This window comes from Pusillimonas sp. ANT_WB101, assembly GCF_008369125.1.
Lineage (GTDB): Bacteria > Pseudomonadota > Gammaproteobacteria > Burkholderiales > Burkholderiaceae_B > Allopusillimonas.
Genome location: NZ_VOAY01000003.1, coordinates 464527 through 486303 on the forward strand (window position 1 = coordinate 464527; position 21777 = coordinate 486303).

General features: G+C 55.0%; 23 protein-coding genes. 8 read left to right on the plus strand and 15 right to left on the minus strand.

Annotated features, from left to right (window positions below; all coding sequences use genetic code 11):
* Nucleotides 1-120: 120 nt before the first annotated feature.
* From FQ179_RS14870 to FQ179_RS14905, 8 genes are all read left to right on the plus strand, one after another.
* Nucleotides 121-948, plus strand: coding sequence for an aspartate dehydrogenase (locus FQ179_RS14870; RefSeq protein WP_149398086.1), 828 nt, complete (start codon nt 121-123; stop codon nt 946-948).
* Nucleotides 949-1159: 211 nt separating this feature from the next.
* Nucleotides 1160-1726, plus strand: coding sequence for a carboxymuconolactone decarboxylase family protein (locus FQ179_RS14875; protein ID WP_149398087.1), 567 nt, complete (start codon nt 1160-1162; stop codon nt 1724-1726).
* A gap of 55 nt (nt 1727-1781) precedes the next feature.
* Nucleotides 1782-2906, plus strand: coding sequence for an acyl-CoA dehydrogenase family protein (locus tag FQ179_RS14880; protein WP_149398088.1), 1125 nt, complete (start codon nt 1782-1784; stop codon nt 2904-2906).
* Entirely contained in the window at nt 2906-3070 is a 165-nt protein-coding gene (locus tag FQ179_RS14885; protein WP_149398089.1) for a rubredoxin, read from the plus strand. The genes FQ179_RS14880 and FQ179_RS14885 overlap by 1 nt, the downstream gene beginning before the upstream one ends.
* Before the next feature lie 2 nt (nt 3071-3072).
* A complete protein-coding gene (locus tag FQ179_RS14890) occupies nt 3073-3918 on the plus strand; it encodes an ABC transporter ATP-binding protein (RefSeq protein ID WP_149398090.1) in 846 nt (281 codons plus the stop codon).
* 31 nt (nt 3919-3949) lie between these two features.
* A complete protein-coding gene (locus FQ179_RS14895; RefSeq protein WP_149398091.1) occupies nt 3950-5152 on the plus strand; it encodes an ABC transporter substrate-binding protein in 1203 nt (400 codons plus the stop codon).
* Nucleotides 5153-5155: 3 nt separating this feature from the next.
* Nucleotides 5156-6001, plus strand: a complete 846-nt coding sequence (locus tag FQ179_RS14900) for an ABC transporter permease (protein WP_149398092.1) — start codon at nt 5156-5158, stop codon at nt 5999-6001.
* 192 nt (nt 6002-6193) lie between these two features.
* Nucleotides 6194-7120: a mechanosensitive ion channel family protein gene (locus FQ179_RS14905; protein ID WP_255475007.1), complete on the plus strand. Its 927-nt coding sequence runs from the start codon at nt 6194-6196 to the stop codon at nt 7118-7120.
* Between the two features lie 71 nt (nt 7121-7191).
* Here the strand turns inward: FQ179_RS14905 and FQ179_RS14910 are convergent, their stop codons facing one another.
* The 15 genes from FQ179_RS14910 to FQ179_RS14980 form a co-directional block, all read right to left on the minus strand.
* Nucleotides 7192-8046, minus strand: coding sequence for a putative RNA methyltransferase (locus FQ179_RS14910; protein WP_149398093.1), 855 nt, complete (start codon nt 8044-8046; stop codon nt 7192-7194).
* Between the two features lie 59 nt (nt 8047-8105).
* Nucleotides 8106-8393: a DUF1330 domain-containing protein gene (locus FQ179_RS14915; RefSeq protein WP_149398094.1), complete on the minus strand. Its 288-nt coding sequence runs from the start codon at nt 8391-8393 to the stop codon at nt 8106-8108.
* Between the two features lie 37 nt (nt 8394-8430).
* The gene (locus tag FQ179_RS14920) at nt 8431-8901 is read right to left on the minus strand and encodes an acyl dehydratase (RefSeq protein ID WP_149398095.1); all 471 of its coding nucleotides are present in this window, start codon (nt 8899-8901) and stop codon (nt 8431-8433) included.
* Nucleotides 8902-9093: 192 nt separating this feature from the next.
* Nucleotides 9094-10371, minus strand: coding sequence for an MFS transporter (locus FQ179_RS14925; RefSeq protein WP_149398096.1), 1278 nt, complete (start codon nt 10369-10371; stop codon nt 9094-9096).
* 8 nt (nt 10372-10379) lie between these two features.
* Entirely contained in the window at nt 10380-10838 is a 459-nt protein-coding gene (locus tag FQ179_RS14930; RefSeq protein ID WP_149398097.1) for a MaoC family dehydratase, read from the minus strand.
* Between the two features lie 52 nt (nt 10839-10890).
* Complete coding sequence (locus FQ179_RS14935) at nt 10891-12057, minus strand: acyl-CoA dehydrogenase family protein (RefSeq protein WP_149398098.1); 1167 nt, start codon at nt 12055-12057, stop codon at nt 10891-10893.
* A gap of 234 nt (nt 12058-12291) precedes the next feature.
* The gene (gene dctP, locus FQ179_RS14940; RefSeq protein ID WP_149398099.1) at nt 12292-13320 is read right to left on the minus strand and encodes a TRAP transporter substrate-binding protein DctP; all 1029 of its coding nucleotides are present in this window, start codon (nt 13318-13320) and stop codon (nt 12292-12294) included.
* A gap of 71 nt (nt 13321-13391) precedes the next feature.
* Nucleotides 13392-14678, minus strand: coding sequence for a TRAP transporter large permease (locus FQ179_RS14945; RefSeq protein ID WP_149398100.1), 1287 nt, complete (start codon nt 14676-14678; stop codon nt 13392-13394).
* Nucleotides 14678-15229, minus strand: coding sequence for a TRAP transporter small permease (locus FQ179_RS14950; RefSeq protein ID WP_149398101.1), 552 nt, complete (start codon nt 15227-15229; stop codon nt 14678-14680). Before FQ179_RS14950 ends, FQ179_RS14945 begins: the two co-directional genes overlap by 1 nt.
* 64 nt (nt 15230-15293) lie before the next feature.
* Nucleotides 15294-16037, minus strand: coding sequence for an IclR family transcriptional regulator (locus FQ179_RS14955; RefSeq protein WP_149398102.1), 744 nt, complete (start codon nt 16035-16037; stop codon nt 15294-15296).
* Between the two features lie 139 nt (nt 16038-16176).
* On the minus strand, nt 16177-17451 hold the full coding sequence (locus FQ179_RS14960) for an acetyl-CoA hydrolase/transferase family protein (RefSeq protein WP_255475008.1): 1275 nt from the start codon (nt 17449-17451) through the stop codon (nt 16177-16179).
* A gap of 37 nt (nt 17452-17488) precedes the next feature.
* The gene (locus FQ179_RS14965; RefSeq protein WP_149398103.1) at nt 17489-18604 is read right to left on the minus strand and encodes a CaiB/BaiF CoA-transferase family protein; all 1116 of its coding nucleotides are present in this window, start codon (nt 18602-18604) and stop codon (nt 17489-17491) included.
* Nucleotides 18601-19827 carry a CaiB/BaiF CoA-transferase family protein gene (locus tag FQ179_RS14970; protein ID WP_149398104.1) on the minus strand — a complete coding sequence of 409 codons (1227 nt, stop codon included), beginning with the start codon at nt 19825-19827 and terminating at the stop codon, nt 18601-18603. The genes FQ179_RS14965 and FQ179_RS14970 overlap by 4 nt, the downstream gene beginning before the upstream one ends.
* Nucleotides 19828-19953: 126 nt before the next feature.
* Complete coding sequence (locus FQ179_RS14975; RefSeq protein WP_149398105.1) at nt 19954-20847, minus strand: CoA ester lyase; 894 nt, start codon at nt 20845-20847, stop codon at nt 19954-19956.
* A gap of 75 nt (nt 20848-20922) precedes the next feature.
* On the minus strand, nt 20923-21600 hold the full coding sequence (locus tag FQ179_RS14980) for a nitroreductase (protein ID WP_255475009.1): 678 nt from the start codon (nt 21598-21600) through the stop codon (nt 20923-20925).
* Between the last annotated feature and the right edge of the window lie 177 nt (nt 21601-21777).

The following is a 21777-nucleotide window of genomic DNA, read 5'->3' on the forward strand; positions in this document are numbered from 1 at the left end:
AAGCAAGGCCAGCGTATCACTTCGCCGCATTCACCATCACTCAAATCTGGCTTACACACTGTGCTCAGGGCCACCCGGTATCATAGGGCAGTCCATCACATCATCAATGCGTCTAAATTCATGAATACACAGCACTCGCCCACATCACGAAAAATTGCCCTCATTGGTTTCGGCTCCATCGCCCAAGACGTCTGGGCCGGCCTGGAGCAATTCGATCCACTTCCCACCGACTGGGCGGTCGTTTTGCGCCCCACAAGCAGTCGCCGTAGCGAAGTCCCACAAACCATAACAACGCTCGGCACATTGGATGAGCTGCTGGCCTGGAAGCCAACCCTCGTCATTGAAGCGGCCAGTCAGGGGGCAGCATGTGAGCATGTTCCTGCGCTTCTTGAGCATGGTATTGACGTGTTGATGACCTCGGTCGGCGCACTGGCCGACAGTGCAACCTACATGGCCATGGTTGACGCGGCCCGCAAAGGCCAAAGCCGGTTGATTATTCCTGCGGGTGCTGTCGCATCACTCGATTATCTGGGCGCCCTGGGCAATATCGCGTCTGTCAGCGTGGAATATGAATCACGCAAGCCTGTGGCCGCATGGCGCGAAGAGCTACGTGCACTTGGCATAGACCCCGACACGCTGAATGAAGAAGTTGAACTGTTTGCAGGCAGCGCCAACGAGGCCGCCCTGCGCTACCCCAAAAACCTGAACGTTGCGGCCACGCTCGCACTCGCTGGTGTAGGCATGGCACAAACACGGGTACGCGTGGTTGTTGATCCGCGCGCAGCAGGCAACCAGCATCGCGTCAAGGTACAGAGCGCATTGGGCACACTGGAAACCACACTGGTCAACAACCCCTCACCAGGCAACCCGAAAACATCCTGGATTGTGTCGCAAAGCGTTATTCATGCGGTCAGGCGCCAGTTTGCTACGGTGCTTATTGGCGGGTAAAAAACGTGCGACCTCGTGTTGTTTGCAGTTGGCGTCCGTGCCATGGCGAATCTGCACCGGGTCGATATTGATATTCGAGCGAAGAGCGATCGCTAATAACTGACACCCATAACGTCATAAGGTTATCTTCGTTCCATAAACACCGGTTGGCTCATTAGAATCTGTATACCGATGCTTCCCTTGTTGAGGCGTCCAACCTATAGGTCTTTCAATGAGCCGTCTTACCATCCACACTGCCGACTCGGCCCCTCAAGAATCTCAGCAGCGTGTTGCCGGTGCCCTCAAGGCTAACGGCTTCTTGCCCAACCTCATCGGCGTGCTGGCCAATGCCCCCGCTGCACTCGAAACCTACCAGGTGGTTGGCGCCATCAACGGCAGCACAAGCCTGACACCCGCAGAGCGTGAGGTGGTTCAGATTACCGCCGCCACGCTAAATGATTGCGGTTTCTGCGTCGCCGGCCACACCAAACTGGCACTCAAAAAACTGCACATGCCTGAAGATGTAGTGGACGCGTTGCGCTCGACCGAAGCGCTTAGCGACCCTAAACTCGATGCACTCGCCCGGTTTACCGTGGCCATTATTCAAAAGAAAGGCCAGGCGTCTGATGAAGAGCTGGCCGCATTTCGTGCTGCTGGCTACAACGACCAGCAGGCGCTGGAAGTTGTGCTGGGCGTGAGCCTGGCCACGCTGTGCAATTACGCAAACGGCCTGGCCCAAACACCCATCAACCCCGAGTTGCAGCCCTTTGCCAACGCCGACCTGAAAGCCTTCGCCTGAGGGCGACTGCCCAAGCCCGACGGCCCTTTACCTGCATACACGCAAGGAAAACGCAGTGAGCAATAAAGCCCAGGCCACCGGCCTACTTGATTCCGTTATAGCGCTGGTCAAGACCGATCTGGCTCCGCTGGCTAGCGCCATTGATCAGCAAGGCGTCTACCCGGCAGACTTTCTGCACAAGCTGGGTGCCCTGGGCGGTTTTGGCGCCACCGCGCCTGCCGAGCTCGACGGCTCTGGTCTGGGCCTGGCCACGCAAAATGACATCATTACGCAAGTAGGCCAAGAGTGCGGCTCTACCGCCTTTCTGGTGTGGTGCCAAACCGCCTGCGTCGGCTATCTGCTGCATACATCCAACCTAACCGCACGCACACGTTATCTGCGTGCAGTGGCCAGTGGTGAAAAATTATCCGGCACCGGCATGTCCAACGCCGTAAAGCACCTGGCAGGCATTGAACGCATACACCTGAACGCCAGGCGTGACGGCGATGACTACATCGTTACCGGGTCGCTGCCCTGGGTTTCCAACGTGGGGGAAGAACATCTCGCCATGGTGGCTGCTGCTGTGGAAGACGGCGGGTATGTCATGCTCGTGGTGCATGGCAATGCCGAAGGGGTCAGCCTGCATCCATGCCCTGAGTTTGCAGGGCTGGAAGGCACCCAAACGCTGAACATTCGCCTGAAGAATGCGCGCATCGACGCTGGCGATGTCCTTGCACACCCAGACCAGTTTAACCACTACCTGTCGCGCATCAAGCCAGGCTTTGTACTTAGCCAGACAGGCATGGGCTTTGGCGTAATCCAGGCTTCACTCAAAACAATACGTGAAAGCAATGCCGCGACCGCTCACGTAAACCAGTATCTGGATGATCAGGGCGACGACCTCTCCCACGCCCTGCAGCAATTGCACGAACAGGCACACACACTGGCCGCGCAGGCCGACGTCGGACGGGCTGCTGTTCTTGATGTGTTGAAACTGCGGGCAGCCACGTCTGAGCTCACACTGCGCGCTGCCAATTCGGCAATTTTGCATGCGGGTGCCAAAGGCTTTTTAATGCGCCATCCGGCCCAGCGCAGGCTACGCGAAGCGGTGTTTGTTGCGATTGTCACGCCCGCACTCAAGCACCTGCGCAAAGAAATCGCCGCTCTCGAAGCAGACCACTTGCAGACTGAGGCGGCCTGATGCAGCAATGGATGTGCAGCCCTTGCGGCCTGATCTACGATGAGGTCACAGGCATGCCCGAAGAAGGCATTGCGCCAGGCACCCGTTTTGAAGACATCCCCGATGACTGGGTATGCCCCGACTGCGGGGTCAGCAAGACCGAGTTTTTCTTGATACCGGCGTAACCATGACCACGCCAAAAATTTCACAGACCCGGGCTGTACTCGAGGCCCGGCATATCCAGCTAAGCTATCTTCGTTCGGGTGAAGCACCCAACATCGTGTTGCGCGACTTTTCCATACACCTGGCCGCAGGAGAGGTTGTTGCCATTTTGGGGCCAAGCGGTGTGGGCAAATCGTCGTTGCTGCGGGTGCTTGCAGGCTTGCAAACGCCTGATCAAGGCACCGTACGTATACAGGGCGAAATGTTGCATGGGCCCCACCCCAGATCCAGCTTTGTGTTTCAGGACCCAAGCCTGCTTCCCTGGCTGACGCTGGAAGAAAACATAGGGTTTGGCCTGGATTTCAAACATCAGCCTCTTATCGAAAAAACCCAGAAGCAGGCCCGCGTGCAGGCAGCCATAGAAGAAGTGGGCCTGGTTGGCGCAAATACACGTTACCCCTCTGAGTTATCGGGTGGCATGGCACAGCGCACCGCGCTGGCTCGCAGCCTGGCCCGCAGGCCCGAAATTCTGCTGCTGGACGAACCCTTTAGCGCGCTCGATGAGCTTACCCGCAGTGATATGCAGCAGTTGCTCAGACAGATCATCGACAAGCATGAGGCCGCCGCCATCCTGGTTACCCACGATATTGACGAAGCGCTGGTTCTGGCCGACCGTATTCTGCTGATCGGCGACTACCCCGGAAGACTGATCGGCGAATGGCAGATCCAGCAGCCTTACCCACGTGATCTGATCGACCCGGCGCTTACCCAGATCCGCATCGAGATCATGAAGTTACTGAGAACACATCGGCGTGGCGCATCGCGTGTGCACAACACCGATGCCGGGCAACAGCTCGCCACAATGGCCTGAGGGCCGCTCTTTATATTTGCAAGGAACCGCAATGACCACGCCCAGTTCAACAGGCAACCATTCTGACGCAAGACGCCAGTTTCTCAAGCTCTCGAGCCTGTTTAGCGTCATGGGTGCCCTGCCGCTGCTGCAAATGCATAATGCAGCGCGCGCTGCTGAACCGAACGCGCCACTGCGCATAGGCTACTTGCCCATCACCGACGCGACACCACTGCTCGTGGCACATCACAACAATATTTTCCAGGACCAGGGGCTGCAAGTAGAAAAGCCACGACTGTTCCGCAGTTGGGCACAGTTGGTCGAAGCCTTTCTTGCGGGGCAAGTAAACGCTGTTCACCTGCTCTCGCCCATGACAATATGGGCCCGCTATGGCAGCAAGTCGGGCGCCAAGGTCGTGGCATGGAACCATATGTCGGGGTCAGGGCTAACCGTGCAGCCTCAGATAAACAGCCTTACCGACCTGGGCGGCACAACCGTCGCCATCCCTTTTTGGTATTCACTGCACAACGTCGTGCTGCAACATCTGCTCAAAAGCCAGGGCCTCGAGCCTGTAAGCGACGGCGACCCGGGGCCGAAACAGGTAAAGCTAGTAGTGATGGCGCCATCCGACATGGTGCCGGCGCTGGCAAGTAAGCAGATTTCAGGATACATCGTTGCCGAGCCTTTCAACGCCAATGCAGAAGCCCTGAAAATCGGCAAACTGCTGCGTTTCACGGGCGATGTCTGGAAAGACCACGCCTGTTGCGTGGTGCTCATGCACGAGCAAGACATAAACCAACGCCCTGACTGGACACAAAAAGTGGTGAGCAGCATTGTGCAGGCACAGCTGTGGATTCAGGAAAATCGTCAAGAAACAGCAAAGATACTTTCACGCGAAAACCCTCAGAAATATACCCCGCATACGTATGAGTCGCTGGTCAACGTGCTGGACCCCGCCCGCATGGACCTGGCGCTGTATGAAGGCGCAGGTGCCATCATCAACAAAGACTGGAACGAAAAGCGCATAGACTTTCAGCCCTACCCATTTCCCAGTTATACCGAAGAACTGGTACGCAAGCTAAAGACCACCCTGGTATCAGGCCAGAATACGTTTCTGCAAAATCTGGATCCGGCATTCGTTGCCACAGACCTGGTCGACGACCGTTTCGTCAAGAAAGCAATTATCGACAACGGCGGCATGGCGGCTTTCGGCTTGCCCGAATCGTTCGTGCGTCAGGAAACCATTACGACTTAGACCATGCGCTCATCTATTGCACAACAACCTCTTCATGAACTACCACGCAGGGCCACCCAGACCAAGGTTGCCAAAGCACACACATCCAAGACCTACGCAAAAGCAGGCTACAGCCTTGCGGGCCTGTTGGTTCTGGTGGTTTTATGGAGTCTTGGCACACGCTGGCTGCAATCCAGCATTCCCCTGGCCGCACAGTTGGGGCCACAGCAAACGTTTGCCAGCCTATACGAGCTGATTACAAGCAATCAACTGACGACACATACCGTCGTCAGCCTGCAGCGCGTTCTGACAGGGCTGCTGCTCGCGCTGGTAATAGGCGTGCCCACCGGCCTGGCAGTGGGTGGCTCGCGCCTGCTGGAAAACGCCACGGGCAGCGCCTTCCAGTTCCTGCGCATGATTTCGCCGCTATCGTGGATGCCCATTGCCGTAATGGTGTTCGGTATTGGTGATGCGCCCATCTATTTTCTGCTGACCTTTGCGGCGGTGTGGCCCATCATGCTAAACACCGCAGCTGGCGTGCGCCAGCTCGACCCCAAGTGGCTGATGCTTGCACGCAGCCTTAGCGCAACGCGTTCAGAGATACTCTTTCGCATCGTCGTGCCCGGCATCCTGGGCCACATACTGACCGGCGTGCGGCTGGCCATCGGCATTATCTGGATCGTACTGGTGCCTTGCGAAATGCTCGGGGTCAGTTCAGGCCTGGGTTATTTCATACTTGATACCCGCGACAGAATGGCTTATTCAGAACTCATGGCCGTCATCGTGCTCATCGGCGCACTGGGCTTTATGCTGGACACCGTTGCGCAAAAAATTTACCAGCACTGGTCGCGCAAGCCCGGCAGCCGTTAGCGGGGCCACCCACATCCCCACCTTTGCCAGCCACATCAACTGTTGAATTGACGCCAGCATCGCCACCCGGCGTATGACTCAGTACCGACCAGATGGCCGCCTCTATCATCCGCATCGGCGACTGAAGTAGCTGTGCGATATCTGAAGCTTTCCTGAAAAGACGGTACTATCCGTGAAAACAGGAGGGTTGACGTGGTATTAGGTGCACGAATCGTATGGTTGCTGTGGCCGGCATTGCTCTGCATCGCCTCGGTGCTGGCGTACGCATTCCATTCATATCTGTTCGAGCACTATCTGCCCCGCTCCAACCCCGAAGCCATTGCCCGCTTTAGCACGATCATCGCGTTCTATTCATTTGCGTGGCTGCTGGCGCGCATCGCTGCGCTGGCCCTGGCGCCCAAGAACAAGCAAAAACGCCGAACACCCAAGCTATTGCGCGAAATGATTTCGGCCACCCTGTTCACAATTGCTACGGTCGCAACCATAGGGCTTTTCTTGGGGCAATCGGCCGGTGGCGTGCTGGCGAGTTCAGGGCTGATTATTGCAATTTTGGGTTTTGCCATTCGCAACGTGCTGGCAGACGTGCTGTCGGGAATTGCCATTGGCGTTGAAGCACCCTTTCGCATTGGCGACTGGGTTGAGTTTGACTCAACAACTCAGGGGCGTGTGACCGAAATTGGGTGGCGCACCACGCGTATTTTGACGCCTAACGATACCTACATGATTTTGCCCAACAGCCAGATCTCGCGCCAGATGCTCACCAACTACAGTGCGCCCCGCAAGCATTTTCAGGCTGATCTAGAAATCATACTGGGGCATGATATTTCTATTGCAGAAGGCAAGCAGTTGCTGTTTGATGCCGCCATGTCTACAACCCCCAAAGACGAACTCGGCTCTTGGCAAAAGCCTCTGGTACGCGCTACCGCTTATGCCGTCGAGGGTGTCACCTACACCATCAAATACTGGGTGCCACGGTTTTCTGACAGCATAAATTGCAAAGACGCCATGCTGGTTGCCATCGACAATGCCATACGCGAGAAAGGTCTGACACCACCTGTTAGCCGTGCCAAGCTCATGATTAACAAAGCGCTAAAAGGTTCTGATGAGCAGAATACGTAAAACCGAGGGTTTGAAATCACGCGTTTGATAGGCAGCAAGAAGGCATTGATCCCGGCATCCTTGGCCTACGGCTAAGTGGCGTGATTGTTGTCGCGACGCCACCGCACCACCCTCACATCTACCGTCACCGTCAACGAGGTCAATGCCAGCGCTGCCTTACGGCCTTCGGCGCTGGCGCGGTGTAGGTGCGGCGTCATGGCAAGCAGGTCAGTAATCTGTTCGTTACCCGTAATGGTGAGCGGATACTGAATGGTGTCGACCGCCTGTAACGAAAACCCTTGGGGTGCAGACGCTTCTGCGCTGCGAGCCGGCTTGAGCGTGGGGTAAATGATTTCACGCAACTCTCGCAGATGATCGGGCCCCGCATCTACCTGCACCAGAACACCACCTGGTTTTAGCACTCTTGAAAACTCCGGGTAAACAGGAAAGCCGAACACGCACAGCACGCGATCAATGGAGGCGTCGAGTATGGGCAGGTTGGCATTGCTACCCACCACCCAGCGAACGTGTGTGCATTGCTTGGCTGCCGCCAGAACAGCCCATTTGGAGATATCAAGCCCAACGACAGCAAGGCGCTGACGCGGGTTTAACTGGCTTGCGAGTTGGCGCAGGTAATAGCCCTCGCCGCACCCTGCGTCCAGAAGCGAGGTGGCGGCATCGAGTGGCAGGCCTTCCAACGCAGCAGCGGCGGTTGAAATGGCTACCGCGTGGTAGCCACCGGTATTTAGAAACCGCCTGCGAGCGGCGACCATTTCTTTGCTGTCACCCGGATCGCGCGAGCGCTTGTTTTGAACAGGCAGCAGATGGGTGTAGCCCTGGCTGGCAATATCAAAGCTGTGGCCCGCATTGCATCGCCACGTTTTACCGTCGCAATGCAATGCATTGCCATCCAGCGGACAGGCAAGCGCCTCAAAGGGTGTCATCATGAACACGTATCAGAAAACCGCCAGTTTATTAGGTTTTCTGACGCGATAGGGTCATGACACTAAACCCCTTGAACCACAATGGCATTTGTCGATGCGGCAATGTGTCTGAGCGCACGGGCCTGAGCATACTCAGGGGAGTCAAGCCACTGCCGGGCTATTTCAACGGACGGAAACTCCAGCATCACAATACGGCGCGGCGACCACTCTCCCTCCAGCACTTCTGGCTCGCCCCCGCGCACTACAAACTTTCCGCCGTATGCAGCGATCGAAGGCGGCACCAGTTTTTTGTATTCGTTGTACTGCTCGGCGTCGGTCACATCAACATCAAAAATGGCATAGGCAGTCATGCTCGGTTCTCCTGGTTGTGGGCAAATACGCAAACGCTCAGACAGCCTCTGGGCGCAACTTCATCATGCGCAAGGGGTTGTACTCGATGACGGTTTCGCCATGTTGGTTAATGATCTTGTTCAGTGTTCTGGCATGACCACGATGACCACTGGAGGCTTTGCGCAGTTCAATGACCTCACACTCAACATGAATGGTGTCGTCAACCAGTGTAGGCCCTTTTACATCGATTTCAGCATTAAGAAATGCCAGACCGGTATGCTGCATACTGGGTGTAAGCAAGCCCTCAGCATATGCATACACCAGGGCAGCCGGTACCGGTCGCCCCCGTATGGCCATGCCCTCACGTGCGTGCGCGTTTGCAAACAGTTCTTCGTTCAGCCAGCTGATGTTCACGAAGTTAACCAGATCAGCCTGGGTAATTGTGCGCCCAATGGTCTTGAACTTAAAACCCAGCTTTAAATCATCCCAATAAAAGCCGTACCCAATTGTGGTGATGTCTTGTGTCATGCAGTTATGCCTTTTATACAGTGTCAAAGTAAAGTCAAACCAATGCGGTGAACGGTGCGGGTCGAAACGTTAGCCGCTGTTGCTGTTGCTGTTGCTGTTGCTGTTGCTGTTGCCGTTGCCGTTGCCGTTGCCGTTGCCGTTGCCGTTGCCCAATCAGCGTATGCGTAATTGCAATCTGCTGAGACGTGCCAACTACCGACGCATGGCCAGCGCCGCCTGCTTCAGCGAAGATGATGTCCAGAACGGAGCAATCGCGATCACAACGCACACCATGGAAAACATAAAACCCGCCCGATAGCCACCGGTAACGTCGTGCAAAACCCCAGAAACCAACGACCCCGTGGCTGCGCCCATCGACATGCACGCATAGATCACGCCATAAATAGTTGCCAACCCGGCGCCGGGAAAAATTTTCGCGCACAGGCCCGATACCACGGGGCCACGAGCGCCTTGCGCGATACCAAAAAATCCAATAAACGTAACGAGCAACCAGGGCGAGGGGTTATGCGACAACCCTAGCAATGACGCAATCCCAATCAGGGTGAACACAAAGCTGCCCGCTACGGTACGTCGATACCCTATGCGATCAGCCAAAGCCCCTGATGCCATCACGCCGCCAACCGACAGCATCCCGGCCACCCCGTATGCACTGGCCGCCTGTAACGGTGCCATGCCGGTTTCAACAAGAAAGGCGATGGTCTGAACCAAAATGGTGTACATGGCCAGCCCGGTAAAACCAAACACTTGCGCCAATGACCAGAAGGCCGGCGTTCTGATGGCCGCACGCAACGTACCTTTGGCTGAGGCGGCTTCGTGTTTGCGCGCCTGCGAGAAGTCGGCAGTGTGCCCCCCGACGCCAGGCCCGGCCCATAATGCCTTCCACGGAATCAGCACAATAAACGGCAAAAGCACCAACAACACACCACCAAGAACATGGTACGCATCTCGCCACCCAACCGATACGCTCATGTACTGCGCCAGCGGAACGATTAATAGCGTGCCGCAACCCAGCCCGGCATAGGCGACGCCCAAGGCTGTTCCTGTGTTGCCACGAAACCAGCGGCTAACCAGGCTGGCCGCAGGAACCATGCCCAAAGACGCTACGCCCAGGCCGCCCGCAACGCCTACGCAAAGGTAAAACTGCCAAAGGTGGTTAAGACTGCCTGCCGTCACGTAAGCCAGCCCTAAACAGCCCAAGCCGCATGAGTAAACAACACGTGGCCCGAATCGATCAAACAGCATCCCCACAAACGGTGCGGACAAGCCCGTGGCCAGCATGTAAACAGAGTACACGCTGGATATTTCAGATCGATTCCATCCGAACTCAGCAGAGAGCGGAAGAATAAAGACAATATAGGTGTCGCCTACCCCACGACCAATGGCATTGAAAACGAAGCCAAGCAACAGTGCCAGCCCCGCCATGCGCGCATTTGAACGTTTGTGGTCGGTGTTTGCCGCGGTGAGCGTCATCGTGTTCTTTAAGGATTGACGGGAAGCCGCTTCATGAACGCCGTGCGAATACACAGACAAACGATTTCACCACGTTGATTTATGCCCTTGTGCTCGAACTCGATAATGCCTGCGTCGTTGCGCGATTTGCTTGCACGCGTCGATATCACTTTCGTCTCGACCCTAATGGTGTCGCCATGAAATACAGGATGGGGAAACCGAACGTCTGACATACCCAGATTAGCAATCGTAGTACCCAAGGTGGTGTCGCTGACGGTGAGGCCAATGACCAAACCCAGCGTAAACAGGCTGTTGACCAGACGTTGTCCAAATTCTGTTTTGGCAGCAAACTCGGCATCCAGATGTAAAGGTTGCGGGTTCATGGTCAACGTCGAGAACAGCGTGTTGTCCATTTCGGTAACCGTGCGCGTAATGGCGTGTGTAAACACATGCCCCACTTCAAATTGTTCGTAGTACAGCCCAGACATTTCATTCTCCTTGAACCAGCTCTTATGCTTCACCTACCGCCAAAGGTCATCATCAATACGATTTGGGCAGGCCAAGCACACGTTCGGCGATGTAACACAGAATAAGTTGTGGGCTGATCGGGGCGATGCGTGGAATCAGTATTTCGCGCAGATAGCGCTCTACGTGATACTCCTTGGCATAGCCGAAACCACCATGCGTCATCACCGCTGTTTCGCAGGCCTTGAAGCCCGCCTCGCCTGCCAGGTATTTGGCCGCATTCGCCTGAGCGCCCGCCGGCAGCCCTTTGTCATAAAGTGAAGCGGCGTTAAACATCATCAAGTTTGCCGCTTCAAGCGCCATCCAGCTTGCCGCAAGAGGGTGTTGAATGGCCTGATTCTTGCCAATAGGGCGTCCAAAAACAACTCGCTCATTGGCATAGTTTGTTGCACGCGCTATGGCAGCGTGACCCAGGCCAACAGCTTCAGCGGCAATCAAAATACGCTCAGCGTTCATGCCGTGCAGAATGTAGGTAAACCCTTTGCCTTCTTCACCAATACGATCCTCAACAGGCACCTTGAGACCGTCAATAAAGAGCTCGTTGGAGTCCACACATTTGCGCCCCATTTTGTCGATTTCCTGAACCCTGACAAAATCCCGATCGAGGGTGGTGTAGAAGAGGCTAAGGCCTTCAGTGTGTTTTGTGACTTCTTCCAAAGGCGTAGTTCGCGCCAGAATCAGCATTTTCTCGGCAACTTGAGCGGTAGATATCCACACTTTGGCGCCGCTCAACACGTAATGATCCCCCTGGCGTTCGGCTTTGACTTTCAGTTGTGTTGTATTGAGCCCGGTGTTGGGCTCTGTGACAGCAAAGCACGCTTTCTCAATGCCCTGAACCAGGGGTGGCAACATGCGTTGCTTTTGCTCTTCAGTGCCAAACTGCACAACCGGGTTCAAGCCAAAAATATTCATGTGTACTGCCGATGCACCGCTCAGCCCCGCCCCCGATCGGCTAATGGTTTGCATCATAATTGCCGCTTCGGTAATACCCAGGCCTGACCCACCATATTCTTCAGGAATGCAGATTCCCAGCCAGCCATCCTTCGCCAATGCCTGATGAAAGTCATACGGAAAGCCGCCGTGTGTGTCTTTCTCGAGCCAGTATTGGTCATCAAAGCGTTCGCATATTTTTGCAATCGCGTCGCGTATGGTCTCTTGCTCGGAACTGAGGGAAAAATCCATGGTGTTCGTTTCCAGGTAATTTGTGATTGATAACGCAACCGTCTTCGCGCCAGGGCGCACTAACACACGCTTGCCCACGGCCAAGGCAAGCGTGCTAGCGGTCTTTACTTACTTGTTTGCCAAGGCAGCCTCAAAGCTTTTAAGCACTTCGGTGCCAGGCTTGCCGCGCTCGTCGAACGCCTTCGCCCAGTGCAATCAAAGCCAGCGGAACCACTCGCGCCAGGTGCTTTACTTTCATTTAAGCGCCCCTTTGTATGCGTCGAGCACTTCTGTTCCTGCTTTACCACGCTTGTCCAGCGCCGCTGCCCACTCTTGACCCACGGAACTCATCAGGTCGTGAACCTCTTTCTTGTCATCAGCCGACAGCGTCACAAGCGTATCGCCTGCTTTTTCTATCGTCTTCATGTCTTCTTTTTCCCGCTCTTCAGAGACCTTGCAGCCCTTCTCGGTCATCTCGTGGCCGACCTCCATCAATGCGTTCTGCACCTCGGGCGACAGGCTGTTCCAGCTCTTGTCGCTGATTACGTAGTTGACGACAAAGCTTCCAAAGTTTTCACCCACGGTAGAGTGCTTTACCAAACCCTGCAGGTCGTAAGAGATGATGCTTGAATAGGGGAAAAGCATGCCATCGATGGTGCCGCGGGATAATGCCTCGCGCACCTCGGGGGTAGCCATTTGAACGGGTACCGCCTTCAGCTTGCGCGCCGCGATATCCTTGGCTCCGCCGCTGGTACGAATCTTCAAACCTTCCAGGCTTTTCAGATCTTTGAATTCACTCTTTCCAAGAAAAACCTGGTACGGCGGCAACACCAAGGTAAACAGCACGCGAACGCCCAGCGGCTTGAACTCTTTTTCATCGAGAATTCCGCCCTTTTTCACCAACTCCCAATATGCTGCCGTACCCTGACATGACTCGCTGAAATTGCCTGGCAGCTCTGCCACCGCCGCTAAAGGCATTTTGTCACTGACAAACGATGGGGCCACATAGGCGATATCGGTAACCCCTGACTGCGTTAACGACAACATATCCTTAGCCTTACCGAGTTGTTCGGCCGGATAGTATTCAAACTTGACGGCATTGTTGGTGCGCTTGGCGACTTCATCCATAAATGGCTTGGTCAATGCCTTAGGTATGTAATGCCCTGCAGGGAAAGAGTCTGCCACCCTCAGCTTCACGGCATCAGCGGCGCTGCCTGACTGCGATACACCCAATAGGGCCGCCATAGAGACGGCCAAGAGTGCATGTTTTTTTACGTGTTTCATTTTTTGTCTCCTCATTTAATCCAACGAATTCTGCCTACCCCTGGCGGAGTGGGCAGACCGACCAGCCAGGCCTATCTCATGGTTGAAGGCAACCACAAAACAATCTGGGGAAATGCAACAAACAATGCGATGACGAGAATATGCGCGAAAACATGGGGCATGACGCCCATGAATATTTCTGACAAAGGTCGCCCCGTGTAACGCGCCACCACAAAGGCGTTCAAACCCACCGGCGGGGTTACCATTCCGACCTCCGCCGTCACAACAACCACCACACCAAACCACACCGGATCAAAGCCCATAGACACCACAAGAGGCAGCACCACTGGCACGGTCAGAATCAGTATTGCGATCTGATCCATGACGCACCCCAGTATCACGTACCCCAACAGGATGAATGCCATAATCACCCAACGCGAGGTGTCCAGATCACCCACCCAACGCACCAGATCTTGCGTGCTTTGAGTAAGCGTAAAGAAATACCCAAATATGTGGGCGCCCAGAATAATCAGCACGATCATGCAGCTTGTATGCGCAGCGCGTGTCAACGACGCATAGGTTGTTTTCAGCGTTACCTTGCGTGCATTGCAGGCCAATAAAAACGCACCAAATGCACCCAGCCCCGACGCTTCAGTTGGCGTTGCCACACCGGTGTAAATCAACCCCGTAACGGCAAAGAACAGAAACAGCATCGCCCACACTACCTTTAGCGAAGATAGCTTTTCACGTAGCGTGTATGAGCGCCCGCGCGGTGCACGCGACCGGTCTTGCATCACCAGAAAATAAACCGTGCCCATAATTGCCAAGGTGACCAGGATCCCCGGGATCACGCCGCCGACCAGTAGTTGCCCTATGCTGACATCAGCAATAATGCCGTACAGAATCAATGCAATGCTGGGAGGAATCAGCATGGCCAGCGTGCCCGAGATAGCCACAACACCGCAGGCAAGCTTGGGCTCGTAGCCCTGCTTGAGCATGGCGGGGATGGTGGTAGCCGACAGCGTTGCTGCTGACGCCGTGCTAGAACCGGAAATAGCGCCAAACCCTGCACCGGCTAGTGCAGTGGCCATACCCAGCCCACCCGGTATACGGCCGACGCAGGTTGCCGCCGCTTTGAACAGGTTATCAGCCACGCCACTCAAAATAACGAACTCAGCCATCAACAAAAACATGGGAACAGTGATCAGTTCGTACGAGCTGGCTGCAGAAAACGGACTGGTCTCAAGAATACCCAAGACCATAGGCAACCCGCCCATGCCATATAAACCTGCCGCACCCGCAACCGCCATGGCCAGGCCCACTGGCGTACCGCTGGCAAGCAACACGACCAGAAATAACAAAACAAAAGTAACCAGCATCAGTTAGCCCCTTCAGAACCTGAAACCGGCGGCAATTCGATGACCGATCGATCGGCGATTAAAGAAAGGGTGTGCCCTACGAAACGATGCAACATGCGCAACAGCATGAGCCCAGCGCCAATTGGCACGGCGATATTGGAAAGCCAGGTCGGCCAGGGGATGCTTCCGGCAATGACGTCGTGATCAATAAAGCTTACATAGGTGCGCTGAACCGATACGTAGACAATGGCGGCAAAGACGAGGCTTGCACACCCATAGCCCAGCATGTCTGCGGCATGACGTAGACGCAGCGGCATGTATTTATGAAGAAGATCCACGCTGACGTGAACGTTCTCCCTGAGCGCATCAGAAAGCGTGAAGAAGAAAAGCCCTACCATCAGGTACAAGGAAATCAGCTCGTATGACCACGCTAACGGCGAGTTAAAAAAGTAGCGCAGCATAACGTCCATGACGACGATTATCATGATCAGGAACATCATGATGACGGCAACGCCATTCATAAAACGTTCGCAGACAGTCAACACACGGCTGAATCTTTCCAGCAGGCTCATCGGGTCTCCTCCTTTATCAATTTATTATTAGTCGCTTCTGTAGCCGTGCAAGGCCGCACATTTTTCAATGCGGCTCATCCATCTCTTCGATACGTTGCCTGGCGTGCAGCAGGGCTTTCGCATAAAAATCCAGCGTGGGAATAATGCGGTACTCGGGGCCCACAATTGAAATACCATAGCGATCGTTGCCTACCTCTGCGGTGACGGCGACCCCGACCAGATCAACAACGCTTTCACTGATATTCGTGTACCACCCCCGCTCACGCGACAATCGCAAGTCGGTCTTTAATGCCTTGCGGGTCGTGAGGGTATGCGGTGTCAGGCCTGTGAGCTTAAGACGGCTCAGTGTTTTGTCCAGTTCTGTATCGGTCAAAGCACCAAGAAAGGCTTTGCCAACCGAACTGCTGTGCATCATTTTGAATTCGCCAGCGGTGCTGTAATAACGAATACTTTTTTCTGAGTTACAGACATCCAGGTAAACAATTTGGTCGCCCTGGCGCTTACTGATCACTGCCGTTTCACCTGTTACGTCGCGCAACTCAGTTAAAACGGGCCCGACCCTTTCAAGCACCACATCACTGGCGGCAATTGTGTTGGCGACATCAAGAATGCGTCGGGTCGGGTAAATATCCTTGCGAGTGGCCATCATGTACAAATAGCCACGACTTTCCAGCGTACGCACCAAGGCAAAGCAACTGGACACGGGTATATCTAGCTCGTGAGCCAGCTCAGACAGGTTGAGAGGCTTCTGTTTACTCGCAAACACCTCAAAAACATCAAGGGTGCGGCCCGCGGTTTTAACATTCATCGTGGCTCATAGTTTTCTCATACATAAATATAGTTTGCCCTAACGGAATTTCATGTCAACAAAAGTTACGTGAATTACGGACAAACCCTAGTCGAATCAGGCGACTAACACACACGTGGCTGCCTACGCGCCCCTGCGCTCACTGCCTTAAATGGCTGGCTTGCTGTGCTAACGCTTCGCGATGAGCTGGGTGCGCGATGGCGATCATTCGCCGCACCCGCTCGTTCAGCGATTGCCCCTTAAGCTGAGCAGCCCCCCACTCCGTCACAAAGACATCGGCGTCAGTGCGCAAGGTCGTGACCGCCCCACCAAGCGTCGGCACAATCCGGCTTGTGGCTCCCTGTTTTGCCGTTGAGGGCAAAGCAATCATGGAGCGCCCATTTTTTGCTGCCAGGGCACCACGCACAAAGTCGACCTGCCCTCCGACGGCGCCCACATAGCGCCCCGCTAAACACTCTGCATTGACTTGGCCGGTAAGGTCTACCTCTATGGCAGAGTTGATCGCGGTAAAGCCATCTATGCTCGCGAGCACATTATGGTTGTGCGTGTAGTTGGCCGGACGTACCTGAATACCTCGGTTCTGTCGGGCGAAGTCGTACAAGCGTTGAGAGCCGAGCAAAACGCCCGCAACCGTAACGCCGGCATCGATTGATTTCAAGGCATTGGTTACGGCCCCTGCCTCAATCAAGCCCACCACACTGTCACCAATCATGCCCGAATGAATACCCAAGTCACGCCTGTCGCCCAAGGAAGCCAGAATGGCATCAGGGATGCCACCGATACCCATTTCAAGCACCGCACCATCGCCAATAAACTCCGTCGCATAATGAGCAATGCGACGCTCTGTATCGGTAATGGTGCCTGGCGCAACTTCCAGTAGTTCACGCGAGCTGTGCACCACGGCGTCAATACGCACACCATCGAGGTCGCTGCTGCCGTATGTCCAGGGCATTTGGTCGTTCATTTCGGCGATGACAACGCGGGCGCTCTGTGCCGCTGCCAGCAGATAGTCATGACCAATACCCAGGCTCGACTTTCCGTCGGGCCCCGGCCCGCTCAAATGAAGAAAAACCACATCGCACGCAATTACACCGTGGCTAAAGAATGCCGGTAGTTGTGAGCAGTGAGCCGGGATTATGTTAAGTACGTTAGCGTCAACCAGCCGCCGGTTTTGCGCCAGCCCGCAATAACTTGAGAAAGACAGATGATCGGTGTGAGCTGGCCTTAACGTGGTTGAGTGCGTAATGCCGACAAACACCGTAGAACCTGTAAAGGCAGATCGTTGCTGAACAAATGATTCCGTCAGCGTTAGAGGTTCTGCCGTCCCCTGGCTCCACACAATATGGTCACCCGGCCTGATGTAATGGCCAAGCTCTTCGGGTTGAATAATCTTGGGCCCACCCTTACTCGGCACAGCGACTCCTTGACGGAATGAACAAGGTGAACCTCAGCTATTTGAATGACTGCAGCGATTCCAGAAAACGTTGAGTATCTGATCCCAATGCCGGCGCACAGTGCTCAACCGCTGGTCTTTTGTCGCCATCGACCGTAACGGGAAAGGGCACATAACGTCGACCCGAATACTCTGCGACACGCCCACGGCTTTGCACATGATCGGAGCGTGCTGCCTGTGCCGGCGTCACACACACTTCAAATGGCACGTCACTGCCTTGCAGCCGCGTACACCACTCATCCACGCTATGGCTCAACATCAGTTTTCTTAGAATTGTTGTGAGTTCGTCGCCCTGCCTGTGCCTGTCGGCAGCGGCGGCGAATCGAGCATCCGCCAGATCAGGCGCATCAACCGCCACCACGCGACAAAAGGCCGCCCAGAACTGATCCTCTACCAACCCCAGAGATAGCATGCCTCCATCGGCGGTTTCATACACATCATTACCGGGAAACAAGTGGGCTGACGGGTCTGTGTCATCGTCCAGCCCATGCCGCATTGCGGTGCAGAAGAAGGCTGACTCGAAAAGGCTGAGGTCAAGATGAACAGGCTGATTTTTCTGCTCGCACTCGCGCAAGGCCGCCAAAATCGCACTGGCCGCCAACCCTCCGGCAACAATATCTGCAATGGGCACACTCGATCGCGCCGGCTTCCCGCCCCAGGAGCCCGGGAAGGCAAGCGCACCGGCTGCGGCAAGGTAGTTCAAGTCGTGTCCCGGCTTGTCCCGCCATGGCCCATCTTGCCCATAACCCGATAACGAGCAATACACCAGCCGTGGGTTTATGGCAGACAGCGCATCAAAGCCTATGCCAATGCGATCAGCTACGCCCGGACGAAACGTTTCGATCACCACATCAGCCCAGCGTGCGATGCCTTCAACCTCGCTGCGGCCTGCTTCACTTTTCAGATCAAGCACCACGCTGCGCTTGTTGCGGTTTACCGATTCAAAAAGTTCAGGAAGAATCGCTCGGGCTGCGTCGCCGCCTGGTGGCTCGATCTTTACGACGTCAGCGCCCAAATCGGCCAACACGACGGTAGTCAGCGGGCCGGGCAGCAACACCGAAAAATCTGCCACCTTCACGCCGGCAAGCGGCCTCCATGCGTTGGGGGCTTTCATGACGCGTGCTTCGCAGTATCGTTAGCCACGCCGCAGGTAACCCCTTTTTGTATCAACGCATCAATTTCCTCGAGGCTGTATCCCGCCTCGCGCAATACCTCTATGCTGTGCTGACCAAATTCAGGGGCGGAACTGCGGGGTTCGGGCTGAGAGTCTGACCATTTCGTTGGCACACCTACACGACGTATACGCCCTTCGGTGGGGTGATCTTCCCACTGGAACAGGTCAACGGCTTTAAGATGCGGGTCGTCAAAAATCGAAGTGAGCGTATGCAGAGGCATGCATGGCACATCAACCTTTTCAAGCAGCTCCAACCACTCTTTGGTCGTGCGCTCGAGAAATATCTCGGAAACCATTCTCTGCAATTCATCAATGTGGCTATTGCGAGTATCCAGGTCTTTAAACCGCGGGTCATTGTCGATTTCCCCCTCGCGGCCTATTGCCTTGTAAAACGATGCCCACTGCTTGTTGTTGTAAATGACGGCACAGACATAACCATCACTGGTTTTGTAAGGGCGCCGCTCTGGCGCCAGAAGGCGCGCATAGCCCGGTGCACCTAATGGAGGATCATAGGTAGCACCACCAATATGATCTCCCAATAAGTGACTGACCATGGTTTCAAACATAGGAATATCGATGCGCTGCCCCCGGCCGGTTTTTTCCCTGTGATACAGCGCAGCACACAGCGACGAGACCGCAAACACGCCCATGGTTCGGTCCACGATGTTTGCGGGAACATAGCGAGGCACGTCAGATCCTGCCTGTTGAATCAGCGAGGGCAGGCCTATTGCGCCCTGTATCAGGTCGTCAAACGCGGGCTTGGCAGCGTAAGGGCCTTCCTGGCCAAACCCGAATGTGCCCACGTACAGAATGCGCGGGTTTACTGCGGCCACGGTTTCGTATGAGAGGCCCAGCCTATCCATGGACTGCGGCCGTATGTTGTAGAGCAGGACATCGGCATCGGCAACAAGCCGCAATAGGGCTTCGCGCCCTTCAGGCTGTTTGACGTCCAGCATGATGGCGCGCTTGCTGCGATTAACATGCAAAAACAGCGCCCCCATATGCTTGTGGCGCATAGGCCCCAGATCACGCACCAGGTCACCTTGAGGCGACTCTACCTTAATGACGTCAGCGCCCATATCGCCCAGCATTTGCGATGCGTAAGGCCCCATCAACACCGTTGTCATATCAATGATACGTACGCCTTCCAGCGGTCCACTCATGTCTACTCTCTTTTTTTAAGCGCCATCGTTACACGTATGTGCCTGCGCACGCACGTCTGGGTATTCAGGCCAAACCTGCCCGCTCTTGCCACAACAAACCGCTATGTGCACATGAGCCAGTCAGTGTCATGCCTGAGACACCGGGCCTGAGGCCGCCAGAATTCGTCTGGCCAACTTCAGATGCGGAAGGTCCAGCATTTTTCCATCCAGTGTTGCCACACCCACTTCCGTGTTCTGTTCAAACGCCGCCACAACACTACGGGCCCATTCTTGCCGTTCAACGTCAGGCGTCATCCCCTGGTTAATAACCGGTACTTGCCCCGGATGAATGGCGGCTTTGGCTGTGAACCCGTCCCGGTACGCGCGCTGTGTCTGCAACAGCAGCCGCTCGGGGTTGTTGATTTCAGTGGGTACGGTATCGATGGCCTGAACACCCGCCGCCGCGGCGGCAAACAAACACAAGGATCGGACCAGCGTAAAGGGATCCGTCCAGCCCGAGGGGCTCGCTTCATCAGTATTGGCAAGCGCACCGATGTCACCGGAGAGGTCTTCTGCACCCCACATCATTCCAGCCAGTCGAGATGAAGACCCGCGGTATTCATTCAGACCAGCCAGTGAATCAGCCGTTTCAGTCACTATGGCGATAATAGAGGTGGGCGCAGGCTGAGGCGACGGATATATATGCTCGAAGACATCCAAATACGATGACAGCAGCCGCAAATCCTGAGCGCCACGGCACTTGGGCAGCACGATGCCGTCAGGGCTGTAAGGCATGACTGCTGCCAGATCAGAGAGCGTCATGCCAGTATCGAGCGCATTAACGCGCACAAACAGCTTGGGGGTTGCACGACCGGTATTACCTGCCTCAGACAAGAAGCGGCGCAATTCTCTACGCCCTTCAGGCTTTCTTGCCTGAGACACTGCGTCTTCCAGATCGAAAATCAGGGCATCTGCCCCGCTGATCAGCGACTTTTCCAGTTTACGCGGGCTATCAGCAGGAACAAAAAGATAAGAACGCATGGACTATTCCTCAAGTGGCATGGCGACATGCGTTACGCGTCACGTCGTCGAAAAGTTTCAAGACGAAGCCTTAAATCACACGTAAAACTTGGCAAAATCATCAACCGCTACACGCGACGCCCTGAACTGGTTTGCCGCGCAATCGGGGTCTTCATAACCCAGCGAGATTGCACATACCACGACCTGTTCTTCGCCTATACCCAGATAGCGCTTGATAACCTGAGGGTAATTTGCCACAGCAGCCTGCGGGCAGGTGTGCAAGCCACAACCTCGCGCTGCCACCATAATGTTTTGCAGGAACATACCGTAGTCGAGCCAACTGCCCTTCTCGAGATCACTGTCTATAGTAAAAATCAAAACAACTGGCGCGCCAAAAAACTTGAAATTCATGCCATGCTGTTCTGATGAGGCCTGCCTGTCGCCTTTTTTTATTCCCAGTGTCTGATAAAGACCCCAGCCTGACTCGCGACGCCGCTCAATATAAGGCGTGCGCCACCGCACCGGGTAATACTCATACTCGCGGGTAGAGGGCTCTTGCTTGTTAAAAGCCCCAAGCAACAGGTTGGATAGTTCGTCCCGCCGCTTGCCCATCACAACATGCACTTGCCATGGCTGAATATTGCTGCCACTGGGCGCGTAAGAAGCTACAGACAAAATTTTGTTGATCGTGTCGATGTCCACGGGTTTGGGCAAAAAGCCTCTGACGCTTCGACGCGACTGCATTGCCTTGGCGACTATGTCGAACTCAACCACGTTTTGTCTCCTGAGCACGTTGCGGCACGCGACTGCGTTTACGTCGAGCATGGAGCTGCGCCCATCATGCTGCTCTCGCTCTGCCTGTGCTTATATTTTTTAAATTAATCGCACTTTGTTTTCACAAGTGCGTATTTTGTTTCACCACTGAGCAAAGAATATCAAAGAGAATCTTGA